This is a genomic window from Allobosea sp. 117, from assembly GCF_000702305.1.
GTDB lineage: Bacteria > Pseudomonadota > Alphaproteobacteria > Rhizobiales > Xanthobacteraceae > Ancylobacter.
Map to the genome: position 1 here is coordinate 220,779 of NZ_JNLC01000015.1, position 19,561 is coordinate 240,339.

At 69.1% G+C, this 19,561-nt stretch carries 21 protein-coding genes; 13 read left to right on the plus strand and 8 right to left on the minus strand.

Translation table 11 applies throughout. The features are described from left to right. Positions 1-45: 45 nt before the first annotated feature. Genes ftsY through dapF form a run of 3 tightly spaced genes read right to left on the minus strand, consistent with a single transcriptional unit; the run spans position 46 to position 3,151 of the window. Complete coding sequence (gene ftsY / locus U742_RS0115995) at positions 46-993, minus strand: signal recognition particle-docking protein FtsY (RefSeq protein ID WP_029354793.1); 948 nt, start codon at positions 991-993, stop codon at positions 46-48. 12 nt (positions 994-1,005) lie between these two features. Further along, positions 1,006-2,268 (minus strand): tRNA (N(6)-L-threonylcarbamoyladenosine(37)-C(2))-methylthiotransferase MtaB, encoded by a 1,263-nt coding sequence (gene mtaB / locus U742_RS0116000; RefSeq protein ID WP_029354795.1) that lies wholly within the window; start codon positions 2,266-2,268, stop codon positions 1,006-1,008. Between the two features lie 7 nt (positions 2,269-2,275). Beyond that, positions 2,276-3,151, minus strand: a complete 876-nt coding sequence (dapF, locus tag U742_RS0116005) for a diaminopimelate epimerase (RefSeq protein ID WP_029354797.1) — start codon at positions 3,149-3,151, stop codon at positions 2,276-2,278. A 239-nt stretch (positions 3,152-3,390) separates the two neighbouring features. On the opposite strand from dapF, the gene U742_RS0116010 reads away from it, so the two are divergent. The 6 genes from U742_RS0116010 (at position 3,391) to U742_RS0116035 (ending at position 8,854) form a co-directional block, all read left to right on the plus strand. After that, a complete protein-coding gene (locus tag U742_RS0116010; protein ID WP_029354799.1) occupies positions 3,391-4,140 on the plus strand; it encodes a GyrI-like domain-containing protein in 750 nt (249 codons plus the stop codon). Between the two features lie 480 nt (positions 4,141-4,620). After that, positions 4,621-5,289 (plus strand): methyltransferase family protein, encoded by a 669-nt coding sequence (locus U742_RS0116015; RefSeq protein ID WP_029354801.1) that lies wholly within the window; start codon positions 4,621-4,623, stop codon positions 5,287-5,289. 72 nt (positions 5,290-5,361) lie between these two features. Continuing rightward, positions 5,362-6,582: a dual-specificity RNA methyltransferase RlmN gene (gene rlmN, locus U742_RS0116020; protein WP_029354803.1), complete on the plus strand. Its 1,221-nt coding sequence runs from the start codon at positions 5,362-5,364 to the stop codon at positions 6,580-6,582. 4 nt (positions 6,583-6,586) lie between these two features. Next, positions 6,587-6,994 (plus strand): VOC family protein, encoded by a 408-nt coding sequence (locus U742_RS0116025; protein ID WP_029354805.1) that lies wholly within the window; start codon positions 6,587-6,589, stop codon positions 6,992-6,994. A 1-nt stretch (position 6,995) separates the two neighbouring features. Continuing rightward, a complete protein-coding gene (locus tag U742_RS0116030) occupies positions 6,996-7,532 on the plus strand; it encodes a hypothetical protein (protein ID WP_029354807.1) in 537 nt (178 codons plus the stop codon). Positions 7,533-7,630: 98 nt separating this feature from the next. After that, positions 7,631-8,854, plus strand: a complete 1,224-nt coding sequence (locus tag U742_RS0116035) for an argininosuccinate synthase (RefSeq protein WP_029354810.1) — start codon at positions 7,631-7,633, stop codon at positions 8,852-8,854. 9 nt (positions 8,855-8,863) lie between these two features. On the opposite strand, the gene U742_RS0116040 is transcribed toward U742_RS0116035, so the two are convergent. Next, complete coding sequence (locus tag U742_RS0116040; protein WP_051661240.1) at positions 8,864-9,463, minus strand: GNAT family N-acetyltransferase; 600 nt, start codon at positions 9,461-9,463, stop codon at positions 8,864-8,866. Positions 9,464-9,531: 68 nt separating this feature from the next. Beyond that, a complete protein-coding gene (locus U742_RS0116050; RefSeq protein WP_029354814.1) occupies positions 9,532-10,026 on the minus strand; it encodes a pyridoxamine 5'-phosphate oxidase family protein in 495 nt (164 codons plus the stop codon). 202 nt (positions 10,027-10,228) lie between these two features. Here U742_RS0116050 and U742_RS0116055 point away from each other — a divergent pair, with 202 nt between their 5' ends. Both U742_RS0116055 and U742_RS0116060 read left to right on the plus strand, forming a co-directional pair. Then, entirely contained in the window at positions 10,229-11,344 is a 1,116-nt protein-coding gene (locus U742_RS0116055; protein ID WP_029354816.1) for a site-2 protease family protein, read from the plus strand. Between the two features lie 101 nt (positions 11,345-11,445). Beyond that, positions 11,446-11,673 carry a hypothetical protein gene (locus tag U742_RS0116060; RefSeq protein WP_029354818.1) on the plus strand — a complete coding sequence of 76 codons (228 nt, stop codon included), beginning with the start codon at positions 11,446-11,448 and terminating at the stop codon, positions 11,671-11,673. Positions 11,674-11,778: 105 nt separating this feature from the next. On the opposite strand, the gene U742_RS22165 is transcribed toward U742_RS0116060, so the two are convergent. Beyond that, positions 11,779-12,003, minus strand: a complete 225-nt coding sequence (locus U742_RS22165) for a hypothetical protein (protein ID WP_156034245.1) — start codon at positions 12,001-12,003, stop codon at positions 11,779-11,781. A gap of 202 nt (positions 12,004-12,205) precedes the next feature. Here U742_RS22165 and U742_RS0116070 point away from each other — a divergent pair, with 202 nt between their 5' ends. The 5 genes from U742_RS0116070 to glyA all read left to right on the plus strand — a co-directional run bounded on the left by U742_RS0116070 (position 12,206) and on the right by glyA (position 17,299). Further along, a complete protein-coding gene (locus U742_RS0116070) occupies positions 12,206-12,463 on the plus strand; it encodes a hypothetical protein (RefSeq protein ID WP_051661269.1) in 258 nt (85 codons plus the stop codon). A 125-nt stretch (positions 12,464-12,588) separates the two neighbouring features. Continuing rightward, positions 12,589-14,418, plus strand: a complete 1,830-nt coding sequence (gene typA, locus U742_RS0116075) for a translational GTPase TypA (RefSeq protein ID WP_029354823.1) — start codon at positions 12,589-12,591, stop codon at positions 14,416-14,418. A 201-nt stretch (positions 14,419-14,619) separates the two neighbouring features. Continuing rightward, positions 14,620-15,129: a GNAT family N-acetyltransferase gene (locus U742_RS0116080; protein WP_029354826.1), complete on the plus strand. Its 510-nt coding sequence runs from the start codon at positions 14,620-14,622 to the stop codon at positions 15,127-15,129. 143 nt (positions 15,130-15,272) lie between these two features. Beyond that, positions 15,273-15,593, plus strand: a complete 321-nt coding sequence (locus U742_RS0116085) for a hypothetical protein (protein ID WP_029354827.1) — start codon at positions 15,273-15,275, stop codon at positions 15,591-15,593. Positions 15,594-16,024: 431 nt separating this feature from the next. Next, positions 16,025-17,299, plus strand: a complete 1,275-nt coding sequence (gene glyA / locus U742_RS0116090; protein WP_029354828.1) for a serine hydroxymethyltransferase — start codon at positions 16,025-16,027, stop codon at positions 17,297-17,299. Positions 17,300-17,321: 22 nt separating this feature from the next. Here glyA and U742_RS0116095 read toward each other — a convergent pair whose 3' ends face one another. Then, positions 17,322-18,248 (minus strand): YiiG family protein, encoded by a 927-nt coding sequence (locus tag U742_RS0116095; protein WP_029354829.1) that lies wholly within the window; start codon positions 18,246-18,248, stop codon positions 17,322-17,324. A gap of 236 nt (positions 18,249-18,484) precedes the next feature. Then, positions 18,485-19,561: a LacI family DNA-binding transcriptional regulator gene (locus U742_RS0116100; RefSeq protein WP_051661241.1), complete on the minus strand. Its 1,077-nt coding sequence runs from the start codon at positions 19,559-19,561 to the stop codon at positions 18,485-18,487.

The following is a 19,561-nucleotide window of genomic DNA, read 5'->3' on the forward strand; positions in this document are numbered from 1 at the left end:
GACGGCAGGATGATGGCGGCGCGCGGCGCGCGCGCGCCCGGAGGTCTAGTTTTCCAGCCCGACGATGGCGCGGGCGAAATCGCGCGCCGCGAAGGGCTGCAGGTCGTCGACCCCCTCGCCGACGCCGATGAGATGCACCGGCAGGCCGTGCTTGGCCGCGATGGCGACGAGGATGCCGCCGCGCGCGGTGCCGTCGAGCTTGGTCATGACGAGGCCGGTGACGCCGGCCACCCGCCGGAACGCCTCGACCTGGGAGAGCGCGTTCTGGCCGACCGTGGCGTCGAGCACCAGCACCACCGCATGCGGCGCGGTGGGCTCCTGCTTCTTCAGCACCCGCACCACCTTCTCCAGCTCCGCCATCAGCTCGGCGCGGTTCTGCAGCCGCCCGGCGGTGTCGACGATCAGCACGTCGGCGCCGTCCGCCTTGGCCCGCGCCAGCCCGTCAAAGGCGACGCCGGCGGCGTCCGCGCCCGGCTCGCGGGCGATGATCGCCGCGCCGGTGCGCTCCGCCCACACTTTGAGCTGCTCTATGGCGGCGGCGCGGAAGGTGTCGCCGGCGGCGAGCACGACCTTCTTGCCCTCGGCGCGGAGCTTGGCGGCGATCTTGCCGATGGTCGTCGTCTTGCCCGAGCCGTTGACCCCGACCATCAGCAGAACGAAGGGCTTCACGGTCGGGTCGAACACCAGCGGATGCGCGACCGGCTTCAACACCGTCTCGATCTCGCCGGCCACCAGCGCGCGCACCTCGTCGGGCTCGATCGCCTTGTCGTAGCGCCCCTTGGCCACCGCCTCGGCGATGCGCGCGCTCGTCTCCACCCCGAGATCGGCGCGGATCAGCACGTCCTCGAGGTCCTCGACGGTGGTGGCGTCGAGCTTGCGCTTGGTGAACAGGTCGGTGATGCCGGTCGACAGGCTGGACGCGGTGCGCGTCAGGCCCTGCGTCAGGCGCTTCCAGAAGCCGGGGCGCGCCGCTGTCTCGTCAGTCTCGCTCATCGCGTTTCCCTGTCACGCCGCGATCAGCCGCGTGCCGTCATGCCCGGCGATGCGCATCTCGCCGATGGCGCCGGGGGCGAGCGGACGGGCGAGCCGCACCGGCGTGAAGCCCTCGGTGCGCCCCAGCCCCTCGGTCTCCGCCAGCACCTGCCGGCGGCGCCCTATCTCGGCGGCGAGGTGGCGCTGGAACGCCTGCGCCCCCTTCTCGCGCAGCCGCCGCGCCCGCTCCTTCACCGTCTCGCGGTCGAGCTGCGGCATGCGCGCGGCCGGCGTGCCGCGCCGGGGCGAGAAGGGGAAGACGTGCAGCGAGGTGAGCCCGCATTCGTCGACGAGGGCGAGCGAATTGCGGAAATGAGCCTCGGTCTCGGTCGGGAAGCCGGCGATGATGTCGGCGCCGAACACGATGTCGGGGCGCAGCCGCCGCATCTCCCGGCAGAAGGCGATGGCATCGGCCCGCGAGTGCCGGCGCTTCATGCGTTTCAGGATGAGGTCGTCGCCGGCCTGCAGCGACAGGTGCAGATGCGGCATCAGCCGCTCCTCCTCGGCGATGGCGGCGATGAGATCGGGGTCCGCCTCGACGGAATCGATGGAGGAGAGGCGCAGGCGCCGAAGTTCCGGCACGTGGCGCAGCAGCGTGCGCACCAGCGTGCCGAGCTTCGCCTCGCCCGGCAGGCCGGCGCCGTAGGAGGTGAGGTCGACGCCGGTCAGCACCACCTCGGCATAGCCGTTCTCGACCAGGCGGCGCACCTGGCCCACCACCTCGCCCATCGGCACCGAGCGGGAGTTCCCGCGGCCATAGGGGATGATGCAGAAGGTGCAGCGATGGTCGCAGCCATTCTGCACCTGCACGAAGGCGCGGGTGCGCCCCTCGATGCCGTCGATCAGGTGCAGCGCCGTCTCGCGCACGCTCATGATGTCGCCGACGACCGCCTTCTCCTCGCCGCCGAGGCCGAAATCGAAGGCCGCGCGCGCCGCCGCCCAGGTCTCGGGGCGCGCCTTCTCGGCATTGCCGACGACCCGCTCGACCTCGTCCATGTCGGCGAAGGTGCCGGGCTCGGTCTGCGCCGCACAGCCGGTGACGACGATGCGCCGCTCCGGGTCCTCGCGCTTGAGCCGGCGGATGGTCTGGCGCGCCTGCCGCACCGCCTCGGCGGTGACCGCGCAGGTGTTGACGATCACCGTGCGCTCCAGCCCTGCGCCGGCGGCGGCGTTCTTCACCGCCTCGGATTCGAGCGTGTTGAGGCGGCAGCCGAAGGTGACGAGCTCGATCGACATGACGGCGTCAGGCGGCGCTGGCGGCGGCGTCGAGCATGGCGGGGGTGAGCCGCCCCTCGAACTCGAACGCCGCCGGGCCGGTCATCAATATGTGGTCGTCCGAGGCGCGCCACTCGATCAGCAGGTCGCCGCCCGGCAGCGTCACGCGGACATTCCGCCCCGTGCGGCGGGTGCGGGCGGCGGAGACGGCGGCGGCGCAGGCGGCCGAGCCGCAGGCACGGGTGAGGCCGGCGCCGCGCTCCCACACCTTTAGCTTGAGGTGATCGGGCGCCACGAGCTGCGCCAGCGAGATATTGGCGCGCTCGGGGAAGATCGGGTGGTTCTCCAGCAGCGGGCCGAAGCGGCCGAGATCATGCGCCTCGACGTCGTCGACCCAGAAGATGGCGTGCGGGTTGCCGACATTCACCACCGAGGGCGAATGCAGCACTGGCGCGTCGATCGGGCCGATCTGCAATTCGATGGCCCGGGTGTCGGCGAAGGGCTCGGCGAGCGGGATGTCCTGCCAGCCGAAGCGCGGCACGCCCATGTCGGCGGTCACGCCCTCCGGCACGATGCGGCAGTCGAGCAGGCCGGCGACGCTCTCGAACAGCAGGCGGTCGCGCCCCGTTCGCCCGGCCTCGTAGAGCGCGATGCAGCGCGTGCCGTTGCCGCAGGCCCCGGCCTCCGAGCCGTCGGCGTTGATGATGCGCACGAAGGCGTCGGTGCCCGCCGCGCGCGGCGGATAGAGCGCCATGATCTGGTCGAACGGCAGCACGTCTGGGCGCGCCAGCGCGCGCGCCTCCTCGGCCGGCACCGGCACCGGCGCGTCGCGCAGGTCAAGAACGACGATCTCGTTGCCGAGGCCGTTCATCTTGACGAAGGGTCGGTCTGCCAGCGCGGCCATGGGTTTCGCGAGCCCGGACGGAAAAAGGGGTTGGCCGCCCTTATATGGCGAAGCGCCCGCCGAACGCCAGCGCCGGCTTGCGGCGGCGTCCCGCAGGTGCCGACTTCGCGCGGAGGCGCTCCCCGCGCCGGGGGTGAAAAAGCCGCGGCGGGCTCCGCGCGATGGGCACATATCTGCCATCGCGGGGCGCTAAGGACAGTGCTAGAAGCGAAGCTGCGTTGGCGCCTGCCGGTGACATCATGATCCGATTCCTGCCTTTCGACCGCGCCGCGCTGCGCGGGGCCGCCCTTGCCATGGCGCTCGCCTGCGGTGCCGGCCTGCTGTCGCCGGCCACCCTGCACGCACAGACGCCCGCCCCGGATGCCGGCGCCGCGCCGGCCACGCCCGCTGATCCCCCGGCCGCGCCGGCCAACCCCGACGGCCAGCTCACACCGCCGCCGGTGGTCGACCCGAAGGGCGTCGGCACCCAGTCGGTCCAGCCGGCGCCCGCCGCGCCCGACCTCACCGTCAATCCGCTCGACCGCACCGACGGCTTCGGCGAGCAGGTCGAGCTGAAGCCGCTGCCGGTGCTGCTGAAGCGCGGCCAGTCGAGCTGGGAGGAAGGCTTCGCTTCCATCGTCGCGGCGGTGAAGGAGGTCGACGCCGAGCTGGTGCGCCTGAAGCTGAAGCCGATCGGCTCGCCGCTCGTCGTCTATACCTCGACCGACGACGCCGGCTTCGACTTCGAGGTGGCGCTGCCCTTCTCAGGCGCCACCACCGAGAAGCCGACCACCGCCTTCGAATTCGCCGCTTCCCCCGCCGGCAAGGCGCTGCGCTTCACACATCGCGGCTCCTACGACGCCATGGACCCGACCTATGAGCAGATCGCCAACCTGCTCGACGCCAAGGACCTCGAGGCACAGGACAGCTACATCGAGGAATACCGCAGCGATCCGCGCACCACGCCGCAGGACGACCTCGTCATCGACATCTATGTGCCGCTGAAGTGACCGCTATCACTCCGCTGGGCTCGGATGTTGTGATCGCGTTCCATTAAAGCAGTCACCCAAGGAGCAACCTGGGTGCCTTTGTTTGTGCTCAAAATGCGCGCGAGCACCATTCACGGCTTCTTTGTGAGGCCGCACATGACCGTGGCATTCGACGCATCGAAAGACATGCCGCCTAGTGCGTAACAGAAGCGCTTCCGAAAGCGGGATGCGCTGCCATTCGCCGGATGATTCAACCTCGCATTCCATTAGGCACCCCCAAATGTGATCCTAGTCGATAGGGTATCTTGGTGCCGCCGCCCTAGGCTGGCAATCTTGCTATCGACATCTGTATGTGCCTCGTCCGCCGGCCTTGCATGACGAGACTGCCGACCTCAACTCAATCGCATCAAGCCGCGCGCGCACATCGGTAGCCGGGCGCAGCGCCGGCTTCCCCGCACGCGCGCTCGTAAGGGACGCGGCACGCCGGATGAGGGCCTCGCGATGACGCAGGTTGTGCAGGCGCCGAAGCTCGTCCTTCTCTCCGTGGCGGGTACGCTCGTCTATCTCGGCCTCGCCGTGCTCGGCTGGGGCGGGCTCGGCCCCTTCTTCGCCGATCCGGCACGGACGGCGGCCGCTTTTGTGCTGTTCGCCCTGACACTGGCGGCGCTGTTCAGCGGCGGCAATCTCAGCCCCGGCGAGCGCGAGGACCGCGGCAACCGCTGGGTGCTGCCGGTGTTCGGGGTGCTCGGCTTCCTCGCCGCCTGGCTGCCGGCCTATATGGACCGGCTCGACGTCTGGACCTTCGGCAGCGCCGGCGTGCGCTGGCTCGGCGTCGCCCTGTTCGCCGCCGGCGGGGCGCTTCGGCTCTGGCCGGTCTATGTGCTCGGCAACCGCTTCAGCGGGCTGGTGGCGATCCAGCCCGGCCACACGCTGGTGACAGACGGCATCTACGGCGTGATCCGCCATCCGAGCTATGCCGGGCTGCTGATCTGCTCGCTCGGCTGGGCGCTGGTGTTCCGCTCGACCGCCGGCGTCATCCTCGCCTTGCTGCTGATCCCGCCGCTGATCGCCCGCATCAATGCGGAGGAGGCGCTGCTGCGCGAGACCTTCGGCGCCGAATACGACGCCTATCGCGCCCGCACCTCGCGGCTGATACCCGGCCTCTACTGAGCGGAGGGGCGCACAATTCGCCTCGTCCGCCGCCTTGTGCTATGAGGCGGGCGATCTCAACTCATCGACACCATGACCACGCTCATCGACACCGTGCCGGCCGGCGCGCCGGCCGCTCCGTTCATTGCCACCGATACGCGGCGCTCGCTCGCCGGGCTCAGCCGCGCCGGCCTCGCCGAGGCGCTGGCCGAGATCGGCCTGCCCGAGCGCGAGCGGCGCATGCGCGTCGCCCAGCTCTGGCACTGGATCTATCTGCGCGGCGTCACCTCCTTCGACGAGATGACCAATGTCGGCAAGGGATTGCGCGGCAAGCTCGCCGAGCATTTCACCCTCGCCCGGCCGGAAGTGGTGGTCGAGCAGGTCTCCGAGGACGGCACCCGCAAATGGCTGCTGCGCTTAGCCCCCGACATCGCCGGCGACAAGCCGCACGACGTCGAGATGGTCTACATCCCGGAGAGCGACCGCGGCACGCTGTGCGTCTCCTCGCAGGTCGGCTGCACGCTGAACTGCTCCTTCTGCCACACCGGCACCCAGCGCCTGGTGCGTAACCTCACCGGCGCGGAGATCGTCGCGCAGGTGATGGTGGCGCGCGACCGGCTCGGCGACTATCCCGGGCAGGAGCGCGCGGTCGGCCCGGGTCTTCCAACCGAGGGCGACCGGCTGGTCACCAACATCGTCTTCATGGGCATGGGCGAGCCGCTCTACGCCTATGAATCGGTGGCGCAGGCCATCGAAATCCTCGCTGACGGCGAAGGCCTCGGCATCGGCAAGCGCCGCATCACCGTCTCCACCTCCGGCGTGGTGCCGGAGATCGAGAAATTGGGGCGCGAGGTCGGCCCGATGCTCGCCATCTCGCTGCACGCGGTGCGCGACGAGTTGCGCGACGTGCTGGTGCCGATCAACAAGAAATACCCGCTGAAGGAGCTGCTGGACGCCTGCCGCTCCTATCCGGCCGCCTCCAACGCCAAGCGCATCACCTTCGAATATGTGATGCTCAAGGGCGTGAATGACTCGCCGGCTGACGCCAAGGCGCTGGTGAAGCTGCTCGCCGGCATCCCGGCCAAGATCAACCTGATCCCGTTCAACCCGTGGCCGGGCACGAAATACGAGTGCTCGGACTGGGAGACCATCGAGACCTTCTCCGACATCGTGTTCCGCGCCGGCTATTCGAGCCCGGTGCGCACGCCGCGCGGGCGCGACATCCTCGCCGCCTGCGGCCAGCTCAAGAGCGAGACCGAGAAGCTCTCCGCCCGCGAACGGCTGGCGCTGCGCGCCATGGCTGCGGCGGAATAGGCGCATGGCGGCGGGGCTCGACCATATCGGCTTCACCGTCGCCGATTTCGCGCGCTCGCTCGCCTTCTATCGCGCCGCCCTCGCCCCGCTCGGACTTTCCGTGGTGATGGAGGTCTCGCCGGAGGAGACCGGCGGCACCGCCCATGCCGGCTTCGGCGCCGGCTTCAAGCCGTTCTTCTGGATCGGCACCGGCGGCGTGCCGACCGGGCATGTGCACGTGGCCTTCGCCGCCGACAGCCGGGCCATGGTCGACGCCTTCTACGCCGCCGCGATTGCGGCCGGGGCGCGCGACAACGGTCCGCCGGGTGTGCGTACGCATTATCACCCGAACTATTATGGGGCCTTCGTGCTCGACCCCGACGGCCACAACATCGAGGCGGTGTGCCACACGCCGCCGGACAAGGCGGCCTGACATGGACGCGCTGCTGCGCCTGCTGCTGCGCTTCCTCGTGGTGCCGCTCGGCTATATCGCCGGCATGCTGGCGACCATGGTGGTGGTCGTGGTCGGCTACTGGCAGCTCGGCGAGTTGCTCTCCAACGTCACCGAGATGGAGCTGTTCGCCGTCATGGAGGCGCTGCTCATGGCCTCGCTGGCGCTCGCCGCGCTGGTGACGACCATGTGGCTGGTCGCCACCATCGGCATATTGTTCGCCGAGGCCTTCGCCATCCGCGCCTGGCTCTACCACACGGCGAACGGGGCGATCTCCGCCTTCGTCGGCGCGCAGCTCTTCACGCCGGACGCCGGCGACACGCTGCTGTTCGACGGCGACCTCTACATCCTCGCGGCCGGGCTGGCGGGCGGTCTCGCCTATTGGGCGGTCGCCGGCTGGAGCGCCGGCTTCTGGAAGCCGGTCTGGCCCGCGCCGCAACCCGCGCTGCCGCCGGCTCCCACCGCTTCCGCGCTGCCGCCTCCCGCCCCGCCATCCGCGCCACAGCCGCCGGCGCCCTGAGAGGCCGACGGGTTTCTGCATACTTGCGCGGCGCGCGCGCCTGCCTATAGTCCGTGCGCTTTCAAGCCCTTGCTTCTCTTCTCGCGGAATCCTTCGACATGGCTGACGTCAAGCGCGTGGTCCTCGCCTATTCGGGCGGTCTCGACACCTCGGTGATCCTCAAATGGCTGCAGACCACCTATGGCTGCGAGGTGGTGACCTTCACCGCCGATCTCGGCCAGGGCGAGGAGCTGGAACCGGCGCGCAAGAAGGCGGAGCTGCTGGGCATCAAGCCCGAGCACATCTTCATCGAGGACGTGCGCGAGGAGTTCGTCTCCGAATACGTGTTCCCGATGTTCCGGGCCAACGCGCTCTATGAGGGGCTGTATCTGCTCGGCACTTCGATCGCTCGCCCGCTGATCGCCAAGAAGCAGATCGAGATCGCCCGCAAGGTGGGCGCCGACGCGGTGGCGCATGGCGCGACCGGCAAGGGCAATGACCAGGTGCGCTTCGAGCTCAGCTATTACGCGCTGGAGCCGGAGATCAAGGTGATCGCCCCCTGGCGCGAATGGGACCTCACCTCCCGCACCCGGTTGCTGGAATTCGCCGAGAACCACCAGATCCCGATCGCCAAGGACAAGCGCGGCGAGGCACCCTTCTCGGTCGACGCGAACCTGCTGCACTCCTCTTCCGAGGGCAAGGTGCTGGAGGACCCGGCCGAGGAAGCCCCCGAATATGTCTATCAGCGCACCATCTCGCCGGAGGCGGCGCCGGACAAGGCGACCTACATCACCGTCGATTTCGAGAAGGGCGACGCGGTCGCCATCGATGGCGTGAAGCTCTCCCCGGCGAGCCTGCTGACCAAGCTCAACGAGCTTGGCAAGGCCAACGGCATCGGCCGGCTCGATCTCGTCGAGAACCGCTTCGTCGGCATGAAGTCGCGGGGTGTTTATGAGACCCCCGGCGGCACCATCCTGCTGCAGGCGCATCGCGGCATCGAGAGCATCACGCTCGACCGCGGCGCCGCGCATCTGAAGGACGACATCATGCCCCGCTATGCGGAGCTGATCTATTATGGCTTCTGGTTCTCGCCGGAGCGCGAGATGCTGCAGGCCCTCATCGACAAGAGCCAGGAATTCGTCACCGGGCAGGTGCGGCTCAAGCTCTACAAGGGCAATGTCGAGGTGGTCGGCCGCTCCTCGCCCTATTCGCTCTACAATCAGGACCTCGTCACCTTCGAGGAAGGCGCGGTCGCCTATGACCACCGCGACGCCGCCGGCTTCATCAAGCTGAACGCGCTGCGCCTGCGCACCCTGGCGAGCCGCGACCGCAAGATCGGCTGAGCGGCGCCGTCACCGCGCGGCGCCCAGCTCCCTTCGCATCACGACGCGGTTCGACGAGGGCCGGTCCACCGGCGTGAAGCCGCAGGAGCGGAACAGCACCTCCGTGCCGACATGCCGGTCGGTCGAGCCGAGCCTGGTGCCGGCGGTCGGGAAACCCTCGATGGCCACCGCTCCAGCCGTCCGCGCGGCATCCACGGCCGCCTCGAGCAGGGCGCGCGCGATGCCGCCGCGCCGCCGGTCGGCGCGCACATAGAAGCAAGGCACCAGCCAGACGGCATCGTGCTCGGCCGGGGCGGCGGCCTTCAGCGTCGGCGTGTTCACCGCGCGGGCATAGCGCGAGCGCGGCCCGGCGGCCGCCCAGCCGGCCGGCTCGCCATCGATCCACGCCAGCAGGCCCATCGGCAGGGGCGAAACCGCCGCCAGTGCGCGGAATTTCGCGGCATTCGCCGCCGCGCCACCGGCGTGGAACTCCTTCACCGAGATGATGTACCACATGCACCAGCATCCCGCGGTGCCGCGGGTGGTGCCGAACAGCCGTTCGAGAGCCGGCATGTCGGCCGGCGCGAGTGGACGGATATCGATCACGCCGACGCCCCCGATGCGCGCCATCTCCCTGGCCGAAGCTTACGGCAGGCCGGGCGGGTCGGGCAGGTAGTCCGGCAAGGTTCGCCGTCCCGTCAGTCCAGCGGCACCTTCCGGTTCTCGCCGAGATCGGCGGTGGTGCCGCGCAGCCGTGCGGCCGCCATCCTGAGCGCCACCACGATCGAGCTCGCCGGGCCGTCCCAATATTCCGCGCGCTCGGGCAGGAAGCGCACCACGCAGATGTTGGGATCGTCCTTGCCGGCCGGCCAATAGGCTTTGTCCATGTCGCTCCACAGCTCGGCGATCTTGGCGCGATCGTGCAAGACCTCGGCCTCGCCGGAGACCGACAGGAAGTTGTTGCGGCCCGGATGCGCGAAGGTGAGCGCCGCCTGCGGGTCGCGCTGCAGTTCCTCGTCCTTGTGGCCGCGCCGATCCGAGAGGAACCAGACGCAGCCCTCCTCGGGCGAGGGATGAGCGTGCATCGGCCGCCCGCGCAGCGTCTCGCCCTCGCGCGTCACCAGCATGCAGACGCGGATGTCGTCCATCATCTCCCAGACCCGGTCGGTCTCGGCCGTGCGTATGGTGTCCATAGCGGTCTCCTCGGCTGTGTCGCGCGCAAGCGGCCCTTCGTGGTCCCGCGCGCCCTCGCGAAGGGCAACCGCCGCCGGCGGACGGGGTTCCCTCGCGATCGCGGTTCCCTGCAGGGGAACTCGGCGAGATACGCGCCCGCCCCTATGTCGGGCCGCCGCGCAATCGACTACTCTTCCCGCCCACCCTGCCGAGAGGTCGCTCATGCCCTGGTCGCTCACCGTCGGTTACGTCTATGGGACGGCGGTCCGCATCCACGTCACCTTCCTATTGTTCCTCATCTGGATCTGGGCGGCCTATTACCAGCAGGGCGGCGCCGGCGCGGCGTGGGAAGGCGTCGCCTTCGTGGCGCTGTTGTTCCTCTGCGTGCTGCTGCACGAGTTCGGCCATATCTTCGCGGCGCGCCGCTATGGCGTGAAGACGCCGGAGGTGACGCTCTGGCCGTTCGGCGGCATAGCGAGCCTGGAGCGCATCCCCGAGAAGCCCTCCGAGGAGCTCGTCGTCGCCATCGCCGGGCCGGCGGTGAACGTCGTCATCGCGCTGGTGCTGATCGCCATCCTCGGCGGCACCACCGGCGTCGAGCACCTGCAGGACATCGAGAACCCGCAGGTCGGGCTGCTGGCGAAGCTCGCCGGCGCCAACATCTTCCTCGTGGTGTTCAACCTCATCCCCGCCTTCCCGATGGATGGCGGGCGGGTGCTGCGCGCGCTGCTCGCCATGCGGATGGGCCATGCGCAGGCCACCCAGACCGCCGCCTCGATCGGACAGGCGCTCGCCATCGGCCTCGGCTTCCTCGGCATCTTCGGCAATCCGATGCTGATCATCATCGCGGTCTTCGTCTTCCTCGCCGCCGGCGGCGAGGCCGGCCACGCGCAGATGACGCAGGCGGCGCGCGGCGTGCTGGTGCAGGACGCGATGATCACGAAATTCGAGACACTGGGCCCGCAGTCGAGCGTGGGCGACGCCGCCGAGGCGCTGATCCGCACCACCCAGAAGGAATTCCCCATCGTCGACGGCGCCGGCCATCTGCGCGGCGTGCTCACCCGTGACGCGATGATCCGCGCGCTGCAGGCGAGCGGGCCGGAATCCTCCGTCATCGACGCGATGCAGGCCGATATCCCGACTGTGCCGGCGCGCTCGCCGCTGGATGGCGCGCTGCGCACGCTCACCGCCTCGCGGGCGCCAGTGCTCGGCGCGCTGGATGCCGGCGGCCGGCTGGTGGGGCTGCTCTCGCCGGAGAACATCGGCGAGATGATGATGCTGCGCGCCGCCCGGCCGGAAGGGCGCTTCGGCCCGTGGGGCCGCCGCCCGGCGGCGTGAGCGGCGGGCTCCTCGCTCGTCTTCGCGCCGGCGATCCTACGCATCCCGGTGTTGTGCAGCCCCGGCCGCGTGCGATATTTTCGCGGAAGCTGGAGGCTACGATGGCGAACGAAGCCCTCATCGTGCAGTTGCTGGAATGGATCGGCGAACAGCCCCGCTCCTATGCGGAGACGCAGGAAGCCTGGCGCACCAGTTGTCCGAGGCTCACCATCTGGGAGGACGCGATCAGCGAAGGCCTGATCGAGCGCGTCCCCCGCGGCCGGCTGGTCGACGCGGAAGTGCGGGTCACCCGCGCCGGCCGGGCGGTCGTTGAGGCCGCGCACGTCTGAACACGGCCGCTCCGGCGCCACAGGCCTGGTGCTGGTCCTCGGCGCGCCCGACGCCGCTGATCGGCGCGCCGGTCATCTCTCGCCGCGGAACATCGGCAAAGCGCATCAGTCCTCGCTCCCCTCCTTGACCCCCGTCACCGGGGTGAAGGATGGTGGGTCGCTCGCCGGGAAGCTCTCGTCGAGCGCCTCGTCGATCTCCTGCTCGGTATATTCCGGCTTTTCCGACTTCGGCGTCTTCGATGGCCCGGCCGGCGCCGTGCCCCCAGGGGCCTTGGTCTTGTCGTCCGACGGCCCGTGATGTGGCCACCCGGTCTTCTCGTTTCCGCTCATCTTCGGCTCCCTTGCGTGCATCCGCCGGTAACAACGTCCCTGCCGCCTCTGCGGTTCACGACATCGCGCGATTTTGCCCGCTCCGCCGGAACAATCCACTCCACTTTAGGGAACATTGCCGGCGACCCGCCGTTGGTTTCCTTCGACCGGCTGGGCCGGTCGGGTGAAACCGTACGGCATCATCGCAATGGAGGAGGTTTCCATGAAGGGGGAACAGGCTTCCCACGATCAGGCGCAGGAGCAGGCTTCGGTGCGGCTGCAATACTGGCCGCCCTCGCACAGCGTGAACGCGCCCGATCCCTGGCCCGACAGCTTCGAGTTCGACAGCCTCGACGATGCGGTCGCCTTCGCCATGACGCAGGCGCCGGCCGGCCGGGAGGTAGCCTGGCTGCGCACGGCGGATGGCGAGGTGCTCAAATATCCGCAGATCCAGCGGCTCTGGGCGACCCGGCATTCCTGAGCCCGCGCCCAGCGAGGGCGACGGAAGACCGTCGCCGTTGCCTTGGCGGGCATTCTGAGTATATTGCGCCGCAAAATTCTGGCGCGGGTCCGAATTGCGTTCGGGCCCGCTTTTTGGTGTTTCATATGAAGCTGCGCAACATCGCCATCATCGCCCACGTCGACCACGGCAAGACCACGCTGGTCGACGAGCTGCTCAAGCAGTCCGGTTCCTACCGCGAGAACCAGCGCGTCGCCGAGCGAGTGATGGACTCGAACGATCTCGAGAAGGAGCGCGGCATCACCATCCTCGCCAAGGCGACCTCGGTCGTCTGGAAGGACACCCGCATCAACATCGTCGACACGCCGGGCCATGCGGATTTCGGCGGCGAGGTGGAGCGCATCCTCAACATGGTGGACGGCGCCATCGTGCTGGTCGACGCCGCCGAAGGCCCGATGCCGCAGACCAAGTTCGTGGTCGGCAAGGCGCTGAAAGTCGGGCTGAAGCCGATCGTCGCCATCAACAAGGTCGACCGCCAGGACGCCCGCGCCCAGGAGGTCATCAACGAGGTGTTCGACCTGTTCGCGGCGCTCGACGCCAATGACGAGCAGCTCGACTTCCCGATCCTCTACGGGTCCGGCCGCAACGGCTGGATGGCCGCCTCCCCGGAAGGCCCGCAGGACGAGGGCATGGCGCCGCTGTTCGACCTGGTGCTGAAGCACGTGCCGGAACCGACCGTCGAGGAGGCGCCGTTCAAGATGATCGGCACCCTGCTCGAGGCCAACCCCTTCCTCGGGCGCATGATCACCGGCCGCATCACCTCCGGCTCGGTGAGGCCGAACCAGACCATCAAGGTGCTGGCACAGGACGGCTCGCTGGTCGAGCAGGGCCGCGTCTCCAAGATCCTCGCCTTCCGCGGCATCGAGCGCCAGCCGATCGAGGAGGGTGTCGCCGGCGACATCGTCGCCATCGCCGGCCTGCAGAAGGGCACGGTCGCCGAGACCTTCTGCGACCCCGCCGTCGAGACCCCGCTGAAAGCACAGCCGATCGACCCGCCGACCGTCACCATGACCTTCATCGTGAACGACAGCCCGCTCGCCGGCACCGAGGGCGACAAGGTGACGAGCCGCGTCATCCGCGACCGCCTGCTGCGCGAGGCCGAGGGCAATGTCGCGCTGAAGATCGAGGAATCGGCGGAGAAGGATTCGTTCTACGTCTCCGGCCGTGGCGAATTGCAGCTCGCTGTGCTGATCGAGACCATGCGCCGCGAGGGCTTCGAGATCGCGGTGTCGCGCCCGCGCGTCGTCTTCACCAAGGATGAGGCGACCGGCGACATACTCGAGCCGATCGAGGAAGTGCTGATCGACGTCGACGAGGAATATTCCGGCACCGTCGTCCAGAAGATGAGCGAGCGCCGCGCCGAGATGGTCGAGATGCGCCCCTCCGGCGGCAACCGCGTCCGCCTCGTCTTCTACGCCCCGACCCGCGGCCTGATCGGCTACCAGTCGGAGCTCCTGACCGACACCCGCGGCACCGCCATCATGAACCGGCTGTTCCACGAATACGCCCCCTACAAGGGCGAGATCGCCGGGCGCACCAATGGCGTGCTGATCGCCAACGAGGCCGGCGAGGCGGTCGCCTACGCGCTGTGGAACCTCGAGGATCGCGGCCCGATGATGATCGAGCCGGGCTGGAAGGTCTATCAGGGCATGCTGGTCGGCATCCACACCCGCGACAACGACCTCGAAGTGAACGTGCTGAAGGGCAAGAAGCTCACCAACATCCGCACCACCTCGAAGGACGAGGCGGTGCGCCTCACCCCGCCGATCCGCATGACGCTGGAGCGCGCGCTCGCCTGGATCCAGGACGACGAGCTGGTCGAGGTCACGCCGAAGTCGATTCGCCTGCGCAAGCGCCTGCTCGACCCCAACGACCGCAAGCGCGAAGAGCGCCGCAAGGAAGCCGAGGGCGTCTGACCGCCGCCCTCCTTTCCCGTGCACGGGTCCGCCTGTGCACGGATCGGTGCTTCACCCTGAGCCGTCAGGTAAATCCCGGGCGGGGCGCGGCCGGTGGTCGCGCCGCCATGCGTGGCGAAACGGTCACGTCGGCGTGGATCGCGGCGCAATCGCGCAACTAGGCTCTTGATCAAGGCGAGCGGTTTTGCTCCCATTCGTGCGATGAGCACGCTCCTGATCGAGACCCGCCGGGCTCGCCCGGACGATGCGGCGGAAATCGCCGAGATCCACGATGCCGCCTGGCGGGCGGCTTACCGGGGACTGATCCCGGGCGCCGATCTGGAGAAGATGATCAACCGCCGCGGTCCGGCCTGGTGGCAATCCGCGCTCGGGCGCGGTTCGCGCGTCCTGGTTCTCACCCTCGGCGACGCGGTGGCCGGCTACGCCAATTTCGGCCGCAACCGCGCCCGCAGCCTGCCTTTCGAGGGCGAGATCTACGAGATCTATCTGCGGCCGGAATATCAGGGCCTCGGCTTCGGCCGCCGGCTGTTCACCGACGCCCGCAAGGAGCTGGTCAATGCCGGCTTCGAGGGGCTCGCGGTGTGGGCGCTGGCCGACAACGAGCCGGCGCTCGGCTTCTACCGCGCGCTCGGCGGCCAGGCCGTCGCCCGCTCCTCCGAGACCTTCGGCGGCCGCACGCTGGAGAAGGTCGCCTTCGGCTGGAACGGCTGAGGCGAGGTCGCGGCCGGGGCATCCGGCAGCCCTTTCCGACCCCATCCATGAACCGGCCCGGCGACGCCATGCACACCGTGCTGTCCCGCCGAGACGCGCAAAAACACTGTCGGTATCCGGCTGTCGGCGTGCTATGTTGGAGCATGGCGTGGCTTTCCCTCCCGAGGGCGCGTGCCCTCCGCTCCCCCAGGCGCTCCGCGACGCGCGGCAGCGAGATCGCCGGACTGACCCTCGCCTTCCTGCTGATCGCCTGCGCCGCGGCCGCGGCGGACTGCACCTGCCGGGCCCAGGGACGCGATTATCACCACGGCCAGCGCGTCTGCCTCGCCTCGCCCACCGGCCCGCGCCTCGCCGTCTGCGGCATGGATCAAAACGTGGCGAGCTGGAAGTTCAGCGATCAGCCCTGCATCGTCTCCGCCCTCCCCCCGCGCACTCTGGCACTCGCCACTCCGGTCCCGCACTGAGCCGCCGCGAGGGAGCATGGCGGCGCGCCGGCCGGCCATGATGAGGGGAAGGCCTATCGTCCCTCCGAGGGCACTTCCTGATCTTCCCGAGCGCTCCATCCGCCCGCGCGCACCCCCGCTTCCACGCGCCGTCATGCCCGGACTTGATCCGGGCATCCACGCTGATCCTGGCGGGGAGCAAGACGTGGATAGCCGGGACAAGCCTCCGTCATGCTGAGATGCCGCCCGTCAGGGCGGCCTCGAAGCACGCAGGCGGGCGCCACAGGTCAAAGGACGGCTGCATCGGCCGTCTGCGGCCTTCGAGGCTCGCTACGCGAGCACCTCAGGATGACGAGGGGCAGCGCCGGGCCTAGACATTTCGTCCGGTTTCTCATGGCGCCCGTGATCGATATCGTCGCGGCTATGCTGTTTCCCTCATGCCGAGTTCGCCCATGACGCTCCCTGCCGCCTCGACCCTCCACACCGGCTATTTCACGGAGGGCCTTGCGGCCGATCCCGAGCTCGCGGCGGCGATCACGGGCGAGCTCGCCCGGCAGCGCGACGGCATCGAGCTGATCGCCTCGGAGAACATCGTCTCCCGGCTCGTGCTGGAGGCGCAGGGCTCGGTGCTCACCAACAAGACCGTCGAGGGACTTCCCTATGCCCGGTATTACGGCGGCGCCGCCTTCGCCGACGTGATCGAGGCGCTGGCGGTGGAGCGGGCGACGCGCCTGTTCGGCTGCCGCTTCGCCAATGTGCAGCCGCACTCCGGCTCGAACGCCAATGCCGGCGTGTTCCTCGGCCTGCTCGGCCTCGGCGACACCATCCTCTCCATGGACACCGCGGCCGGCGGCCACATCAGCCACGGCCATCCGGCGACGCTGACCGGGCGCGACTACCACATCGTCCGCTACGGTGTGAACCGGACCAGCGAGCGCATCGAGATCGCCGATGTGCGCGCCCTCGCCCACACCCACCGGCCGAGGCTGATCGTCGCCGGCGGCTCGGCCTATCCGCCGGCGCTCGACTTCGCCGGGCTGCGCGCGGTGGCCGACGAGGTGGGCGCGCTGTTCATGGTCGACATGGCGCATTTCGCCGGGCTGGTGGCGACCGGGCTCTACCCGCATCCCTTCCCGCACGCCCATGTGGTGACGACGACCACCTACAAGTCGCTGCGCGGCGCGCGCGGCGGGCTGGTGCTGTGGAACGACGAGGCGCTGAGCGACCGGATCAATTACGGCATCTTCCCCGGCGTGCAGGGCTCGGTGATGATGCATGCCGTCGCCGGCAAGGCGGCCTGCCTCGGCGAGGCGCTCAAGCCCGAGTTCCGCGCCTATAACGAGGCGGTGCTGGCGAATGCGCAGGCGCTGGCGCGCACGCTGAAGGCGGCCGGCGTGCGCCTCGTCTCCGGCGGCACCGATTGCGGGCTGATGCTCGCCGACCTTACCTCGCTCGGCATCACCGGCGATATCGCCGCCAAGGCACTGGAGAAAGCGGGGCTCGCGGTCAACAAGAACCTCATCCCCTTCGATCCGCGCCCGCCGGAGGCGCCGTCGGGGCTCCGGCTCTCCTCCAACGCCGGCACCGCGCGCGGCTTCGGCGCCGCCGAGTTCGAGGCGATCGGGCGCTGGATCGTCGAGGTGCTGAAGGCGCCGGACGACGCCGGACTGCTGGCGCGCGTGCATGACGAGGTGCGCGCGCTGTGCCGGCGCTTCCCGATCTATTGAGCGGGCGTCCGGCCCACCCCCGTCAGAACCGCCCACCGCGATTGTAGCTGTCGACCAGCTCGTTGTAGTCGCGCGTCAGTCGCGGAGGCGAGCCCTCGATCATCCATCCGCCGCCGGAGGAGAGCATCATCTTGTCGCCGGAGCTGTAGGGGACCTTGTCGCGCAGGCGGCGCATAAGCTGCTTGGCGGTGACCAGGAACGCCTTGGCGTCGTCGACGAAGCCCGAGCCGATCCGGCTGTCCTTGTTGGCGGTTGCGTATTCGTCCGTCGCCCGGGTGATGGCTTCGTACTCGCCGAGCGCCTCGGTGATCTTCGGTAGATCGGGCGGCGAGGCCTGCTCCGCGCGCAGCACCTTCTTGGCGCTCATCATCAGCGCCTCGATATGGTAGCGCTCCTTCTTGCCCTCGGTCTTCTCGATCTCCGCGAGGTTCTCGGCGGCCCGCTTCTCCTGCAGCACGTCGATGCCGGCGCGCAGCTTGCCGTCGGCGCTCGCAAAAGCGTCCCAGGCGGCCACGAGGCGCGGATGCAGCGCCTTGCCCTTGGCCATCTTGTCGTCCTTGTAGTTCTCCTGCTCGTAATAGTCGTCCGCCTCCTTCAGCAGCGGCTCCAGCGCCACCACCGCCGCGACATAGGCGGAGGCGGCCGCTTCGAGCTCGGCGTCGTGCGGCTCCAGCGCATTGGCCTCCTCGACGTTCTTCTTGCAGTCCGAAGTGTCGTAGATCGTGTAGGTGCCGTAGATGATCCGCTCCTTGCCGGTCGGCCCCTTCTTGCCGACCCAACTGAAATAGCGCTCGCGCGAATCGTAGGACCGCTCGGACAGGCGGTTGATGCAGCCGATATAGGCGTTGAGCTTCTGCGTCAGCGTCGAGTTCTGCGCCGCCGCCGGGCCGGCGGCGAGGGAACCGAGCAGAAGGATCGCGGCCAGCATGGACGCGTGGATCGATTTCATTGCCACCCCCCTTGCCGGTCGGGCAGCGCCGCATCGCGCCCGTCCGGACAGATGATTCACACCGTTTGCCTGACCATGACGAAAGGTTTCGGCGGAGGGGAACAATATAATGCGCGCAGGCGCCGGCAAAGGCGCCGATCCGTTCACGCAGGCCCAAGAGGCCCGCGCGACGCTACGATTCCTATTTTATCGCGTTTTCTTCACGCGAACCGGTTTCCACTTCGCTTGAAAACGCTCTAGCTGCCGGCCCGCAGGCGCTTTCCGTTCGCCGGCGGGCTGGTGGAGCCGCGCACGATCAGGCTGGTCTCCAGGCGAAGCGGCAGCATCTTCCGGCCGTGCTCGAGGCCGGCGATCAGCGCCTGCACCGCGCGCGTGCCGATCTCGCCGATCGGCGTGCTGATGGTTGTCAGCGGCGGATCGAGCAGCGGCGCCTGATCGAAATCGTCGAACCCGGTCACCGAGAGGTCGTCCGGGACGGAGATGCCGCGCCGGCGGCATTCCGACAGCACGCCGAGCGCCAGCACGTCGCTGGTGCACAGCACCGCCGTGGTGTCGGCAGCCTCGTCGAGGATGCGGGCGATCATCTGCCCGCCATCGGCGTTCGAATAGGGCCGGTCCAGCTCGTAGACGCGCGGCACGTGGCCGGCGGCCGTCATGGTGTCGCGGAACGCCAGCAGGCGGGTCGCCTGACGGTCGTTCCAGCGGCTGGTTCCCGAGATCATGGCGACGCGGCTATGCCCGAGGCTGAGCACATATTGAAGCAGGCGCGCGGTCGCCTTGTAATTGTCGAACCCGATCGAGGGAATCGGGCTGTCCTCCAGATAGGAGTACATGGTGATGGTCGGGATGTTCTTCTCGGTGATGAAGTCGAGCACCTGCTCGTCGTCGAGCCGGCCGGTGATCAGCAGCCCCTCGGCGCCGCGGTCGACCATCAGCTTCACATGGTGGAACAGGTCGGAATTGTCGAACTGGGTGGTCTGCAGGAAGCCGAGATAGCCGGCGCTGCTGGATGCCGTCTGCACCGCATTGGCCATGCGGGCGAACACCGTGTTGTCGAGCGTCGGCACGATGGTCCCGATCACCCGCGTGCGCTGCGAGCGCAGCGCCTTCGCCGCGGGATTGGCCGAATAGCCGAGCTCCTCCGCCGCCTCCAGAACGCGGCGCCGCACGTCTTCGCGCACCCGGTGGGGAGCGTTGAAGGCGCGCGAGACCGTCGCGATCGAGACCTCCGACTTGCGGGCGACATCGTGCACCGTCGGCCGCCGCAGCCGGGCCGAGATCAGATCGGAAGTATCGGTGTCGCTGGCAGGCAT

Bases quoted from the DNA above. Each gene is read 5' to 3' on its own strand.
- ftsY (WP_029354793.1), bottom strand. From the start codon at position 993: ATGAGCGAGACTGACGAGACAGCGGCGCGCCCCGGCTTCTGGAAGCGC.
- mtaB (WP_029354795.1), bottom strand. From the start codon at position 2,268: ATGTCGATCGAGCTCGTCACCTTCGGCTGCCGCCTCAACACGCTCGAA.
- dapF (WP_029354797.1), bottom strand. From the start codon at position 3,151: ATGGCCGCGCTGGCAGACCGACCCTTCGTCAAGATGAACGGCCTCGGC.
- U742_RS0116010 (WP_029354799.1), top strand. From the start codon at position 3,391: ATGATCCGATTCCTGCCTTTCGACCGCGCCGCGCTGCGCGGGGCCGCC.
- U742_RS0116015 (WP_029354801.1), top strand. From the start codon at position 4,621: ATGACGCAGGTTGTGCAGGCGCCGAAGCTCGTCCTTCTCTCCGTGGCG.
- rlmN (WP_029354803.1), top strand. From the start codon at position 5,362: ATGACCACGCTCATCGACACCGTGCCGGCCGGCGCGCCGGCCGCTCCG.
- U742_RS0116025 (WP_029354805.1), top strand. From the start codon at position 6,587: ATGGCGGCGGGGCTCGACCATATCGGCTTCACCGTCGCCGATTTCGCG.
- U742_RS0116030 (WP_029354807.1), top strand. From the start codon at position 6,996: ATGGACGCGCTGCTGCGCCTGCTGCTGCGCTTCCTCGTGGTGCCGCTC.
- U742_RS0116035 (WP_029354810.1), top strand. From the start codon at position 7,631: ATGGCTGACGTCAAGCGCGTGGTCCTCGCCTATTCGGGCGGTCTCGAC.
- U742_RS0116040 (WP_051661240.1), bottom strand. From the start codon at position 9,463: ATGGCGCGCATCGGGGGCGTCGGCGTGATCGATATCCGTCCACTCGCG.
- U742_RS0116050 (WP_029354814.1), bottom strand. From the start codon at position 10,026: ATGGACACCATACGCACGGCCGAGACCGACCGGGTCTGGGAGATGATG.
- U742_RS0116055 (WP_029354816.1), top strand. From the start codon at position 10,229: ATGCCCTGGTCGCTCACCGTCGGTTACGTCTATGGGACGGCGGTCCGC.
- U742_RS0116060 (WP_029354818.1), top strand. From the start codon at position 11,446: ATGGCGAACGAAGCCCTCATCGTGCAGTTGCTGGAATGGATCGGCGAA.
- U742_RS22165 (WP_156034245.1), bottom strand. From the start codon at position 12,003: ATGAGCGGAAACGAGAAGACCGGGTGGCCACATCACGGGCCGTCGGAC.
- U742_RS0116070 (WP_051661269.1), top strand. From the start codon at position 12,206: ATGAAGGGGGAACAGGCTTCCCACGATCAGGCGCAGGAGCAGGCTTCG.
- typA (WP_029354823.1), top strand. From the start codon at position 12,589: ATGAAGCTGCGCAACATCGCCATCATCGCCCACGTCGACCACGGCAAG.
- U742_RS0116080 (WP_029354826.1), top strand. From the start codon at position 14,620: ATGAGCACGCTCCTGATCGAGACCCGCCGGGCTCGCCCGGACGATGCG.
- U742_RS0116085 (WP_029354827.1), top strand. From the start codon at position 15,273: ATGGCGTGGCTTTCCCTCCCGAGGGCGCGTGCCCTCCGCTCCCCCAGG.
- glyA (WP_029354828.1), top strand. From the start codon at position 16,025: ATGACGCTCCCTGCCGCCTCGACCCTCCACACCGGCTATTTCACGGAG.
- U742_RS0116095 (WP_029354829.1), bottom strand. From the start codon at position 18,248: ATGAAATCGATCCACGCGTCCATGCTGGCCGCGATCCTTCTGCTCGGT.
- U742_RS0116100 (WP_051661241.1), bottom strand. From the start codon at position 19,561: ATGCCTGCCAGCGACACCGATACTTCCGATCTGATCTCGGCCCGGCTG.